Here is an 11,792-nt window from a genome sequence, read left to right on the forward strand (position 1 = left end):
ATCAGAGTCCTTCGAATTCGCACAGGACATGAACATCCATGCCCATCTCTTCCAGAACCTTGCGCCCGCCCAGTTCTGGCAGGTCAATGATGAAGGAACATGACACGATCTCGCCGCCCAGCCGTTCGATCAGTTTGATCCCGGCGGCGGCGGTGCCTCCGGTGGCCAGCAGGTCATCCACGACGAGAATTTTCTCACCCGGTTGGATGGCATCATCGTGAATCTCGACGATAGCCTCGCCGTATTCCAGCGTGTAATCTTGGCTGATTGTTGTGCCGGGCAGCTTGCCCTTTTTGCGGATGGGGACGAAACCGACGCTCAGCTGATGAGCGATGGCGCCGCCCAAAATGAAACCGCGCGCCTCAAGCCCCACGACCTTGTCGATCTGTTCGCCAGCATAGGGGTGCAACATCTGGTCAATCGCCATGCGAAACCCGCGCGGGTCCGCAAACAAGGTGGTGACATCCCGAAACATGATCCCTTCGTGCGGAAAATCGACGATGGTTCGGATGTAATCCTTGACCGACTTGTTTCTTGACATGACCAACCCCTTCTGGCGTCAAAACACGCTGGGTTGTTTGGCCCATCGGGGACGGTCATGCAAGAACAGAATGAATGGCTGGCTTGCAATCTTCCTAGAACGTGCGATTGCCTATCTCACCGAAAAACCAGATAGGTTTCCCAAGACGTCGTCTTTTTTAGCCAATGCGTTGGTTCCGAAAAAGAATTACCTGAATTGAACACAGGCTACTTGCAAAGATTCCGCAAGGTTGTTAGCTGCCCATCATATGTTTTCTATATACTTAGTATATACGTTTCATTCCTTCTGAAGTCTTTTGGAGACAAAGTGCATGTCAGGGACAGATCGTAAGGTTTCAGCCAAAAAGGACAGCCAGCTGGTTCTGCGGCTGGATCGTGGCGAGCGCGATGCTTTTGTAGAGCTGTGCAGGGAACTCGACACGTCGGCGGCGCGAGAAATCAGGCGGTTTATTCGCGGATTTATGAATGATCACACTGCAGAATAGGCCCTCAGGCCGGGCGACGCAGGATTGATGTGGCGATCCCCATACCGATCAGGGTCAGCCCCCCGAAACGCGTCAATGCGCGAATGGTGCTTGCGCGGCCGATCATATGGCGCAGCCGATCTGCCAAAAGGGCATAGGCCAATGCGTTCAACCAGGCCAGCCCAACGAAAGTGCCTATCAGGATCGCGAATTGAGGGCCCAAAGGTTCGGTAGGGCGCAGGAATTGCGGCACGAAGGCGATAAAGAACGCAATCGATTTGGGGTTCAGGGCGGTTACAGCGGCCGCGTGACCAAAGACGCCTCGCGCAGTGATATCTGCGCCGGGTTCAACCGCCTGCAGCCCCGCCGACGGTGCGCTGCGCAGTAACTTGATGCCCAGCCAGACCAGATAGGCCGCGCCGACCCACTTTAGGGCAGAAAACAACGTAGCTGAGGCCAGAACCAATGCCCCCAATCCCAGCAATGAGGCCGTCATGGCCACCAAATCGCCAACCGCCACCCCGGTGGCCGAGGCTACGGCAACGCTGCGGCCTTTGGACAGCGCATAGCTGAGCACCAGCAGCACAGTGGGGCCGGGGATCAGCAGCAAAGCGGTGGATGCGGCCACAAAGGCCAGCCAGATGTCAAAGGGCATGTGATCTCCGAATAAGATACGCGGGTATCAAGCTTTGGTGACGAGCAAAGGTCAAGCCCCTGAGGGCCGGGTCACGCGGTGCATCAACGCCTCAAGTGGTCCGCGTCTGAAGCGCAGGAACCATAGCAGCGCAAATCCTGAGGACAGCACGCAGAAACCCAAGGCGTAGCCAACGATCTGTGGCGCGCTGAGCGATCCGTCCAGCAGGCCGGCCTCTTCCAGAATGCCCATCCCGATTACGATATGCGCAATATAAAGCGTCAGGCTTTGCCGTCCGGGCGCAGTCAGCGCCATCGCGGCGCCCAGCCCTTGAATCCGCGGCCAGAGCTTTAGCAACAGGCCGATCACCACGCAGGCGGATCCAGCCCCGGCCAAAATGTAAAACGGCCCGGGAGGGATGGATTGAGTGCCCAGATAGGCCACCAGGTCAGGATCGGTTGCCAGCTTTTGTGGAAACAGGGCCAGAACCGCTGCGCCAAATCCCCACATGATCAACCGGTGCTGAACACAGACCGTCTGTAGTTGCGATCGCCCAATCGCCATACCGATCAGCAAGAACGCTGCCCAAGGTAGAACGGGGTGCCAACCATTGAACAGCAAGTTTCGTACAAAGCCCGGTATCGTCCACAGGTCGGTATGGGTCAGGGAAACCCAGTCCCATCCCTGATCATAGTCAAAGATAAGATTGGCGAGAACGGCCAGGACAACGACACTGCATGCGCCAAGCCACAAACCAAAGATGGACGAGGACAGAAACGCCGCGCCGACAACAAAATACAATGCATAGAAATGCAGGATATCGGCCTCAAACATGGTCATGTTGATCAGGCCAAGTACGAACAGAAATGCAGCCCGTCGTGACAGAATTCCAGCAGAAGGGCTGGACAGGCTAATACCGATCCCGGCCAGAATGACAAACAATGCAGCAGCACGACCTTCCAGTGCATCGACAAGCGCCGATGCCCAGTCATCTGTCGGTTTGACCTGCGCCGCGATGCGAAAGTTCACCAGCACCATGCCGCAAAATGCCAGAAAGCGTGCGGCGTCCAGGGCCTCGAGCCGTTTCATTCCTATCCTCTTCGTTCCCTGCCGCCCGTACCGAACTTAAAAGGCTGCCTTTCGGTTAAGTACTGATGCGGCCGACCGGAATAGGCGCTGATACCAATCGCTAGAGCACCCGCCCCGCGACTGCGTCCAGTTTCGTCAGCAGCGCCGGATCACGTTTTTCTGGCGCGGTCAGGATCGCGTATTCCAGCGCCCGGTCACACCCGTGCGGGCAGGGCAGGCGCTCTGCCCCCAGCAACTCTGGCAAGCCCTTGACCAGGGCCCGGCCTTTTTCGGCGTTCCCGGTCAGGGTGGCGATAATGGCGGTCACGTCGACCTCTCCATGGTCCGGGTGCCAACTGTCATAGTCGGTGACCATCGCGATCGAAGCATAACAAAGCTCGGCCTCTCGGGCGAGTTTAGCCTCGGGCATGTTGGTCATTCCGATCACATCGCAGCCCCAATGCTCGCGGTACATTTTGGATTCCGCCAGTGTCGAGAATTGCGGCCCCTCCATCGCCAGATAGGTGCCGTCGCGATGAATGGTGATGCCGGCGGCCTTGCCAGCAGTCTCACAAGCATCTGACAAACGCGGGCAGGTTGGGTGTGCAACGCTGACATGGGCCACGCAGCCAGAGCCAAAAAAGCTCTTGTCCCGCGCAAAGGTGCGATCGATGAACTGGTCGACGACAACAAAATCTCCGGGCGCCATATGCTCGCGGAACGATCCGCAGGCCGAGATCGAGATCACATCCGTAACCCCCAGACGTTTCAGCGCGTCGATGTTGGCGCGATAGGGCACGTCCGTCGGCGAATGAATGTGGCCACGCCCGTGGCGAGGCAGGAACGCCATCTCGATGCCGTTCAGCGCGCCGGTCAGTATTTGGTCCGAAGGCTTACCCCAAGGCGTTTCAACCGAGACCCATTGCGCATTCTCCAATCCGTCGATGTCGTAAATGCCTGATCCGCCGATGACGGCAATCTTGGTCTGGGTCACTGGTTTTCTCCGATTTTGGTGCCTGTTCAGCGATTTGTGCGCTGCGCTGCATGGTTTGACAAGGGTGATCGCCCGGTGGTTCTATCACTTTTTTCGCAGGGATTCGGGTCGTTGCTATCCGAGCCAGGCAGAGCATCAAGCCAAGGTGTGACGGCAACGAACCGACATCAATTCACCTATTCGCGAGATATGTGCTATGCGTGCTGCGCATATCAGCCTCCCGCCTGATGCGGTGGCTCAAAAACCGGTTCACAGATAGAAGTCCCTTTTTCGCGCGAACCCATAAACCAACAGGACGCCCTATGCCCCGAGCTATGCTGGCAAGCTTTGCCAATCGTATCGCCAAACCTGATCTTCGTTGGGTTCCGGATGAGGGCCTGACCGTCTCGCGCCTTCGGATCGAGCTGCTGTCCGGCCTGACGGTTGCACTTGCTTTGGTCCCTGAGGCGGTGGCCTTTGCGTTTGTCGCGGGCGTGCATCCTCTGGTTGGTTTGTATGCTGCGTTCATGGTGGGGCTGATCACTGCACTGATTGGTGGCCGTCCGGGTATGATTTCGGGCGCAACCGGGGCGCTGGCCGTGGTGATGGTTGCCTTGGTGGCAGAACATGGGGTCGAATACCTCTTCGCTACAGTGGTTTTGATGGGAATACTGCAGCTGATCGCAGGGGCGATGCACTGGGGGCGTTTTATCAGGCTGGTACCACATCCAGTGATGCTGGGGTTTGTGAACGGATTGGCCATCGTGATTTTTCTGGCCCAGATGGGCCAGTTCAAAGTTCCCGGCAGCATGGAAAACACGGGCCATGGCATGAGCGGTGGCGAATGGCTTTCCGGTATTCAGCTTTTTACTATGTTGGGTCTGGTCGGCCTGACTATGGCGGTGATCCTTATCGTGCCGCGCATTACACGCATTGTCCCGGCGCCTTTGGCAGGGATCATGGTCGTCGCAGCATTGGTGATTGGTTTTGGACTGGACGTCCCACGGGTGGGCGATCTTGCCTCGATCGAAGGTGGCTTGCCGCCGTTCCACATCCCGATGGTGCCGCTGAACTGGGAGACGTTTGAGATCATCCTGCCATACGCCGTCATATTGGCAGCGATCGGCATGATCGAGTCGCTTCTGACGCTGAACCTTGTTGGCGAAATCACCGGCAAACGTGGTGGTGCCTCGCAAGAATGTATCGCCCAAGGGTTTGCCAATGTGGCCACTGGCTTTTTCGGAGGCATGGGCGGCTGTGCCATGATAGGTCAGTCCATGATCAACGTGAAATCAGGTGGGCGCACGCGCATTGCCGGTATCGCAGCGGCGCTGTTCCTGTTGGTATTCATCCTGTTCGCCTCCCCGCTGATTGAGCAGATTCCATTGGCCGCTTTGGTCGGGGTCATGTTCATGGTGGTGATCGGGACCTTCGCCTGGAACTCGTTCAAGATCATGCGCAAAGTGCCCTTGATGGACGCGTTTGTCATCGTGCTGGTGACTGTCGTGACCGTGATGGAGGACCTGGCGGTAGCGGTTGTTGTTGGTGTGATCGTCTCGGCCCTGGCTTATGCTTGGAATAACGCCAAGCGTATCCATGCAATTACCCGCGATTCACTGACGGAAAAAGGCGCAAAGGTCTACGAGATTCAAGGGCCGCTGTTCTTTGGTTCGTCCGAGGGATTTGTTGAGATATTCGACGTTTCAAACGACCCGGAAACCGTGATTGTCGATTTTGCCGAAAGCCGTGTGGTGGATCAGTCGGCATTGCAGGCCATCGAGAACATCGCTTCGAAATATGAAGCCGCAGGAAAGCGCGTCATGCTCCGTCACCTCAGTCGTGACTGTCACAAACTGCTGAACAAGGCAGGCCATTTGATGGTCGACAGCGACGATGACCCCGATTACGCGCTGGCGGTCGATTATTCTGTTCGCACCGGCATTCTGGGTGGGCACTGATTGTGAAAGGCGGCCAAATGGGCCGCCTTTTTTAGGGGGCTAAACGCTCCAGCATATCGACGTTTCCGGACAGCAGAGCACTTTCGGCTTCGGTAATCAGATCAGTTGGCCAATCCCACCACTTCAAAGCAAGCAGCCGGTCGATTGTACCGGCCTCAAACCGATACCGTCGTACTTCTGCAGGATTGCCTGTCACGATTGCATAAGGCGGTACTGTTCCGCGCACGACGGATCCTGCACCGATAATGGCGCCATCTCCGATTTTAGCGCCAGGCATGATCAAGGCACCGTATGCGATCCAAACGTCATTTCCGATCACGGTATCGCGCCTGTCAGGTTGATATTCCAACAGCTTTTCGGAATCGAAAACGGGAAAAGGATAGCATGTCGCCCCGCTCATGGCGTGATTGGCCGATGAAGTGATGAACCGGACGCCGTGGGCGATTTGACAGAATCTACCCAAGACAAGTTTTTCGCGGGAAAACGGGAATAGATAAGGGGCAAGGCGTTGCGCCCAATCCTCTGGTGCGTCGAAATCCGACGCATAGCTGTATTCACCGGCTTCTATTCTGGGGTGGTCGATAGCCTGAGATAGGAAGACCGTTCCCGGGTGGTCCGAGCCGTCAGGCAATGTGATTGGGTATCGGCGCGATGCGTCAGGTAAAGGCATTAGTCATCCGGTCTTGAAAGGCTGAACAGCTCGGACGCGACCGAATAATCCCGGTAGCCAAGCCGTGCCAGTGGTTTGAAAGACGTCACATCGAATTTGCCATCCCGCATATGGTCGTCGTGCAGATGCACTCCTGTCACTTCGCCGAACACAACCCGGTTCGCCTGTCCGGGCAGGGTCACGATCTCCGTGAGCTTGCATTCCAATGCGGCTGGGGCACCTTCGACACGGGCGCAGGGGATGGTCTCGCATTCGATTGCGGTAAGGCCGGCGTGTTTGAACTCGTCGACATGTTTGGGTAGCGCGGCTGAACTGGCGTTCATTGCGTCGCGGTGGGCGTGGGCGACAACGTTCACGCAGAATACGCCTGTTGCCTCGATATTGGCGATGCTGTCCTTTCCACCGTCCTGATCGGCCTTGGTTCCGGTCGAGGCAAACATGACCTGCGGGGGTGTGTAGGCCACACCATTAAAGAACGAATAGGGCGCGAGGTTGTTGGTCCCATCCGCGCCACGGGTTGATATCCAGCCGATCGGGCGCGGGGTGATAATGGCGTTGAACGGATTGTGTGGCAGGCCGTGGCCGTCTTCTGGGCGATAGAACATAAGGTCTCCAAGCGTTTGCCCAAGGCGTAACGAAGTGCTAGGGCGAATTCCAGCTAGGAAAAGAGGGCAGGGTGCAGCAATTCGTAATCAGGCCGGAGGAGCCGGACGATTGGTGGGAAGTCGAGGCTTTGTACGATTTGTGTTTTGCGCCCGGGCGCGAAGCGCTGTCTTCGTATCGCCTGCGCGATGATGTTCCGCCAATGTCAGGCTTGTCACAGGTGGTGCGGGACGGCCAGGATATCCTGGCCGGTGCAATAAGATTCTGGCCCGTGCATGTTGGCGATCAGGACGCGCTGCTTTTGGGCCCTGTGGCCGTCCACCCGACCCATCAAGGTGAAGGACTGGGTGGATTTTTGATCCACGAAGGATTGCGGGCCGGGCGAACCAAGGGTTGGGACAGGGTCATGTTGGTCGGGGATGCCCCCTATTATGCTCGGTTTGGATTCACCCGTCTGACCGGGGTCGAGATGCCCCCGCCAACCAACCCGGATCGGGTTCTTGGCGTGGACCTGATACCCGGCGGATGGGACGGAATAACTGGTCCGGTAACCCGCTGGAGCCGCTGAGCTATTGAAACCGTTGCGGTAAGTGCCGATGTTCTAGGGGCAGGAGGGTACTTATGCAGGACATGGTTCTTGTCGGAAAACTCAATGCCGAAGCGGAATTGGACCGTTTGGCCGGATACTACCAATCCGCCGGAGGGCCGGGCGTCAAGTTGTTGAACAGTGTCGGTGGCTCGGCAGAGTCGTTGCTTGAACAGCTGCCGCCATCTGTGCGCGAAGCCTTAACCGGGGCGACAGAAAAGGCGCTTTGGATTGCGATGAACGCGGCTGAAGGGTCGCGTAGGGCGGTGCCCGATCAGTTGCCATGGGTCAATACGGCCCTGACGACAGCAATGGGAGCTGCAGGCGGTATCGGTGGCGTTCCGACCGCATTGATGGAGTTACCGGCAACCACGACCATGCTGCTGCGTTCAATTCAGGGCGCTGCGGCGCGCGAAGGGTTTGACCCTTCTGAGGATGGTGTCAAATTCGACTGTGTCCGGGTATTATCAGCCGCTGGTCCGATGTCTTTCGATGACGGCGCGGATCTGGGTTTCTTTTCGGCGCGCCTGACCCTGACAGGCCCAGCTTTGCAAAAGCTGATATCTGCCGTTGCCCCGAAACTGGCGGTGGTTTTGGGGCAAAAACTGGCTGCGCAATCTGTGCCTGTGTTGGGCGCCATAGCCGGCGGCGGTACGAATTATGTCTATACACGCTATTACCAACAGATCGCCCGCGTCCATTTTGGCCTGAGGCGGCTGTCAGTAGATGCCGATATTCCGCATGAGGTTCTGATCCGCAAACTTGAGGCGCGGATGCAAGGGATTGAAAAATAACGCTTCATATGGCATTCTTCAGGCGCAGGTCCGATAAATAAGCGCAAAAGCGCACCGGGCAGGCGGATAAAACGTTCCCTGGAGAGGCAGCAGGACGTGATCGAGCAAAGGCAACTCAACCTGCATCAAGCGGGCACTGTACGAGTCGTACGGCAATCGGCAGCTCTGTGCTATCGTGTCCAACGCGGCACGCCTCAGGTGTTGCTCATTACAACGCGTGGTTCCGGTCGTTGGATAATACCCAAGGGGAATTTGATCGAAGGCCTCTCACCCTCCGGGACAGCCAGTCAAGAAGCCTGGGAAGAGGCGGGTGTGACCGGTACTTGCACTCCAAATGCCTTTGGGCAGTTCCTGCATTACAAGCGGCGGTACAAGAAAGGATCAGCGGTTTATCTGGTCGATGTCTATCCGCTGGTGGTCAAATCCTTGGCAGTGCGATACCCTGAAAGCCAAGAGCGTAAGCGCAGGTGGTTTCCGTTAGGAGATGCCGCATCTCGGGTTAATTCACCCGATCTTGCATCATTGTTACGCAATGTAGAGCATTTGTACCACTGATGTACCCCTCGGGGGGCTTGCCATTGCAATAGTGGTTGGTATCTATTTGGCAACCGACCTTTGGACAGAACATGATTCAATATGCGTTGAAATGCAGCAGTGGCCACAGCTTTGACAGCTGGTTTCAGTCAGCCGGTGCTTACGACAAACTTGCCGCCGCAGGCATGGTGACGTGCGCCGTGTGCGGTGATCCGCAAGTTGAAAAAGCAATCATGACCCCGCGCGTCCGCCCCGCACGTGCGGTCGAATCTCGTACCACGGCTCCGGCATCTCGGGATGAGGTCGTCAACATGGCAACGCCAAGCGTTGATGTCGAGAAAGCCCTTTCCGAGCTGCGGCGCAAAGTCGAGGACAACTCGGATTACGTTGGCAAGGATTTTGCCAAAGAGGCCCGCAAGATACATTTGGGCGACGCGCCGGAACGTGCGATCTATGGCGAGGCCAAGCCAGAAGAAGCCAGGGCATTGATCGATGACGGCGTACCTGTTGCTCCGCTGCCTTTCGTACCTTCGCGCAAGACGAACTAGCCCATGCATGTTGTTATCACCGGTGCTGGGCGGGGGATCGGAAAGGTTCTGGCGGACAGGTATCGTGCGCAAGGATGCGACGTAACGGGCACGGCTCGGGATGGCAGCGCAGAGGTGGCGCTGGATGTAACAGACCCGAAACAACATCAAGCGATGGCGGAAAAACTGGCAATGCGCCATGTTGATCTGCTGGTCTGCAACGCCGGTGTATATCTGGATAAATCCCAAACCATCGATGGCTACCCCGCCGAAATGTGGGCGCAGAGTTTCGCTGCCAATGTGACGGGGGTCTTTCTGACAGTTCAGGCCTTGTTGCCCAATCTGCGCGCGGCACAGGGCAAGATTGCGATTTTATCCTCGCAGATGGCCTCGCACACGCGGGCACCTGGTGGCAGCTATATCTACCGCTCGTCCAAGGCGGCGGTTCTGAACCTAGGGCGCAATCTGGCTGTGGACCTGCGCGGCGACGGCATTTCAGTAGGCATTTACCATCCCGGCTGGGTGCAGACGGATATGGGTGGGACCGGGGCTGATATCACGGTTGATAAGGCTGTTCAGGGCCTGATCAACCGTTTCGATACTCTGTCACTTGAAAATACTGGGTGCTTTGAAACCTATGAAGGCCAGTCGCACCCTTACTGACGGACAAGAGCGACTTTAGGGATCTCATATACCTCACCGGGATCAACGAAAATCACCATAACATCGCCTCGGTTTTCATAGGTGATCTTAGCTGCCGAATTTGTCGAATCCGGGATGCCATCGGTGAAATAGATGTTGCGGACTTCGCCATTTCCCATCGCAACCGCAAGCGTAGAGCTGCCGTCGTCACGGCGCCGCATTTCGGCGTTGCAAGTGCGCATCGCCTCGCCTGGGCTGGTCGCACAGGGTACTTTCCCCAAGGCGTTTTGACCGTCGGTGCCGGTCAGCGAGGCGACTTGCGCCGCTGCAGGTGTGGAAAATAGGGCAAGGACAAGGGCAAGACGGTGCATTGAATACCTCGTAGTGAATTTGATGCGTCAGGCTTACACCGTCATACGCGGTTGTAAAGCGATGCTAGGCCCCGACTGATGCGGTATTGCACTCTTGCTCTTGCGGCCCCCCTCGCATAAGACGCACGGGATCTGAATTCCAAGGCGCGGAGACATCAGCCCCCATGCCCGTACTCGTGATGAAATTCGGCGGCACATCCGTCGCAAATCTGGACCGTATCCGCCGTGCTGCAAAGCGCATCGGCGTTGAGGTGGCCAAGGGTTATGACGTGATCGTCATCGTCTCGGCCATGTCGGGCAAGACCAACGAGCTGGTGGGTTGGGTCAACGAAACCTCGCCACTGTTTGATGCGCGCGAATATGACGCCGTGGTGTCTTCGGGGGAAAACGTCACCGCCGGCCTTATGGCGCTGACATTGCAAGAGATGGACATACCAGCCCGCAGTTGGCAGGGCTGGCAGGTGCCGCTGCTGACCACCAGCGCCCACAGCCAGGCGCGGATCGAGGATATCCCGACCGACAACCTGAACCAGAAATTCGGCGAGGGCATGAAAGTGGCCGTTGTCGCGGGTTTCCAGGGTCTCAGCCCTGAAGGCCGTATCACGACACTTGGCCGTGGCGGGTCGGATACCACTGCGGTGGCCTTTGCTGCCTCATTCGGGGCCGAGCGCTGCGACATCTATACCGATGTAGACGGTGTTTACACGACCGACCCGCGCATCTGCCAAAAAGCGCGTAAGCTGGATCGAATCTCATTCGAAGAAATGCTGGAACTGGCCTCGCTTGGGGCTAAGGTGCTGCAAACCCGCTCGGTTGAGCTGGCGATGCGATATAAAGTGAAATTGCGCGTTCTCTCAAGTTTTGAAGAACAATCCGACGAGGCCGGTACGCTGGTCTGCGACGAGGAGGATATCATGGAATCCAATGTTGTGGCCGGTGTGGCCTATTCTCGTGACGAGGCCAAGATGACCGTCGTTTCCGTGGCGGACCGCCCCGGTATCGCCTCGATCATCTTCACGGCGCTTAGCGACGCGGGCGTGAATGTGGATATGATCGTTCAGAACATCTCGGACGAAGGGCGCACGGATATGACCTTTTCCTGCCCTACGGATCAGGTGACGCGCGCCGAAAAGGCGCTTTTGGCTGTGAAAGACCGGGGAGAGCTGAACTATGCCGACCTGGTCGCAGATAATGATGTCTGCAAGGTTTCTGTGGTCGGGATTGGAATGCGTTCGCAATCGGGTGTTGCGGCCAAAATGTTCAAGATACTCTCGGATGAGGGTATCAACATCAAGGTCATTACAACCTCTGAGATAAAAATTTCCGTCTTGGTAGACAGGAAATACATGGAACTTGCGGTTCAGGCACTGCATGATGCCTTTGAATTGGACAAGGCGGCCTGAGCAATTCAGCCAAGGGTCACGCCTG

General features: G+C 57.0%; 15 protein-coding genes. 8 read left to right on the forward strand and 7 right to left on the reverse strand.

Translation table 11 applies throughout. From position 1 onward, the window contains the following. Position 1: 1 nt before the first annotated feature. Positions 2–541 carry an adenine phosphoribosyltransferase gene (locus tag AC2FIP_RS19245; RefSeq protein WP_142638010.1) on the reverse strand — a complete coding sequence of 180 codons (540 nt, stop codon included), beginning with the start codon at positions 539–541 and terminating at the stop codon, positions 2–4. Between the two features lie 310 nt (positions 542–851). Between AC2FIP_RS19245 and AC2FIP_RS19250 the strand changes: the two genes are divergently transcribed. After that, complete coding sequence (locus tag AC2FIP_RS19250) at positions 852–1,025, forward strand: hypothetical protein (RefSeq protein WP_281995766.1); 174 nt, start codon at positions 852–854, stop codon at positions 1,023–1,025. Positions 1,026–1,029: 4 nt separating this feature from the next. Here the strand turns inward: AC2FIP_RS19250 and AC2FIP_RS19255 are convergent, their stop codons facing one another. The 3 genes from AC2FIP_RS19255 to AC2FIP_RS19265 all read right to left on the reverse strand — a co-directional run bounded on the left by AC2FIP_RS19255 (position 1,030) and on the right by AC2FIP_RS19265 (position 3,700). Next, positions 1,030–1,659, reverse strand: a complete 630-nt coding sequence (locus AC2FIP_RS19255) for a LysE family translocator (protein WP_496787762.1) — start codon at positions 1,657–1,659, stop codon at positions 1,030–1,032. 51 nt (positions 1,660–1,710) lie between these two features. Next, positions 1,711–2,727 carry a DUF418 domain-containing protein gene (locus AC2FIP_RS19260; protein WP_496787764.1) on the reverse strand — a complete coding sequence of 339 codons (1,017 nt, stop codon included), beginning with the start codon at positions 2,725–2,727 and terminating at the stop codon, positions 1,711–1,713. A 100-nt stretch (positions 2,728–2,827) separates the two neighbouring features. Next, entirely contained in the window at positions 2,828–3,700 is an 873-nt protein-coding gene (locus AC2FIP_RS19265; RefSeq protein ID WP_496692881.1) for an S-methyl-5'-thioadenosine phosphorylase, read from the reverse strand. A gap of 302 nt (positions 3,701–4,002) precedes the next feature. Between AC2FIP_RS19265 and AC2FIP_RS19270 the strand changes: the two genes are divergently transcribed. Further along, the gene (locus AC2FIP_RS19270) at positions 4,003–5,637 is read left to right on the forward strand and encodes a SulP family inorganic anion transporter (protein ID WP_496787765.1); all 1,635 of its coding nucleotides are present in this window, start codon (positions 4,003–4,005) and stop codon (positions 5,635–5,637) included. Positions 5,638–5,668: 31 nt separating this feature from the next. On the opposite strand, the gene AC2FIP_RS19275 is transcribed toward AC2FIP_RS19270, so the two are convergent. Both AC2FIP_RS19275 and AC2FIP_RS19280 read right to left on the reverse strand, forming a co-directional pair. Then, positions 5,669–6,307 (reverse strand): CatB-related O-acetyltransferase, encoded by a 639-nt coding sequence (locus tag AC2FIP_RS19275; protein ID WP_496787766.1) that lies wholly within the window; start codon positions 6,305–6,307, stop codon positions 5,669–5,671. Next, a complete protein-coding gene (locus AC2FIP_RS19280; RefSeq protein WP_496707607.1) occupies positions 6,307–6,912 on the reverse strand; it encodes a flavin reductase family protein in 606 nt (201 codons plus the stop codon). Before AC2FIP_RS19280 ends, AC2FIP_RS19275 begins: the two co-directional genes overlap by 1 nt. A gap of 71 nt (positions 6,913–6,983) precedes the next feature. On the opposite strand from AC2FIP_RS19280, the gene AC2FIP_RS19285 reads away from it, so the two are divergent. The 5 genes from AC2FIP_RS19285 (at position 6,984) to AC2FIP_RS19305 (ending at position 10,014) form a co-directional block, all read left to right on the forward strand. Further along, on the forward strand, positions 6,984–7,478 hold the full coding sequence (locus AC2FIP_RS19285; RefSeq protein WP_142638024.1) for a GNAT family N-acetyltransferase: 495 nt from the start codon (positions 6,984–6,986) through the stop codon (positions 7,476–7,478). 53 nt (positions 7,479–7,531) lie between these two features. Then, positions 7,532–8,290, forward strand: coding sequence for an EcsC family protein (locus AC2FIP_RS19290; protein WP_496750758.1), 759 nt, complete (start codon positions 7,532–7,534; stop codon positions 8,288–8,290). Positions 8,291–8,386: 96 nt separating this feature from the next. Then, entirely contained in the window at positions 8,387–8,845 is a 459-nt protein-coding gene (locus AC2FIP_RS19295) for an NUDIX hydrolase (RefSeq protein ID WP_496750756.1), read from the forward strand. A 71-nt stretch (positions 8,846–8,916) separates the two neighbouring features. Further along, positions 8,917–9,372: a DUF1178 family protein gene (locus AC2FIP_RS19300; RefSeq protein WP_496787768.1), complete on the forward strand. Its 456-nt coding sequence runs from the start codon at positions 8,917–8,919 to the stop codon at positions 9,370–9,372. Positions 9,373–9,375: 3 nt separating this feature from the next. Next, complete coding sequence (locus AC2FIP_RS19305) at positions 9,376–10,014, forward strand: SDR family NAD(P)-dependent oxidoreductase (RefSeq protein ID WP_496787769.1); 639 nt, start codon at positions 9,376–9,378, stop codon at positions 10,012–10,014. Here AC2FIP_RS19305 and AC2FIP_RS19310 read toward each other — a convergent pair. Beyond that, positions 10,008–10,364: a hypothetical protein gene (locus AC2FIP_RS19310; protein ID WP_496787771.1), complete on the reverse strand. Its 357-nt coding sequence runs from the start codon at positions 10,362–10,364 to the stop codon at positions 10,008–10,010. The genes AC2FIP_RS19305 and AC2FIP_RS19310 overlap by 7 nt on opposite strands. Before the next feature lie 164 nt (positions 10,365–10,528). Here AC2FIP_RS19310 and AC2FIP_RS19315 point away from each other — a divergent pair, with 164 nt between their 5' ends. Further along, a complete protein-coding gene (locus tag AC2FIP_RS19315) occupies positions 10,529–11,767 on the forward strand; it encodes an aspartate kinase (protein ID WP_496787772.1) in 1,239 nt (412 codons plus the stop codon). Positions 11,768–11,792: the final 25 nt, after the last annotated feature.

The sequence above is a fragment of the Ruegeria sp. CDSB114 genome (assembly GCF_059611025.1).